This window comes from Nocardioides malaquae, from assembly GCF_015070385.1.
GTDB lineage: Bacteria > Actinomycetota > Actinomycetes > Propionibacteriales > Nocardioidaceae > Nocardioides > Nocardioides malaquae.
Genome location: NZ_JADCSA010000417.1, coordinates 1 through 270, shown reverse-complemented (window position 1 = coordinate 270; position 270 = coordinate 1). Strand labels below are relative to the sequence as shown.

General features: G+C 38.9%; 1 protein-coding gene. It reads right to left on the bottom strand.

Features of this window, described 5'->3' with window-relative positions:
• Positions 1-270 (bottom strand): collagen binding domain-containing protein (locus IEQ44_RS18615; protein WP_227487644.1); only part of this gene is annotated, 270 nt, incomplete at both ends.

Here is a 270-nt window from a genome sequence, read left to right as displayed (position 1 = left end):
TTCACCATTGTAGACTTCAATACCTTTGATCATTTGCTGATGATCACCAATGGTATCGGCAATCGATAAGTTTTTCATGGTAATTTCACGCCGATCAACAAGTAAGGTCCACTTAATCGTGCCATTTTCTTTATCAATGGTGCCTTTTTTAGACATATTAGCTTCATTAGCAACCATATTGATCACTGATGTATCTTGACCGTCTTGGGTACCAAACACAACGTCTTGTTCCCCTAAGTCATCATAACGGTACTTCATTCCCAGGTTAAC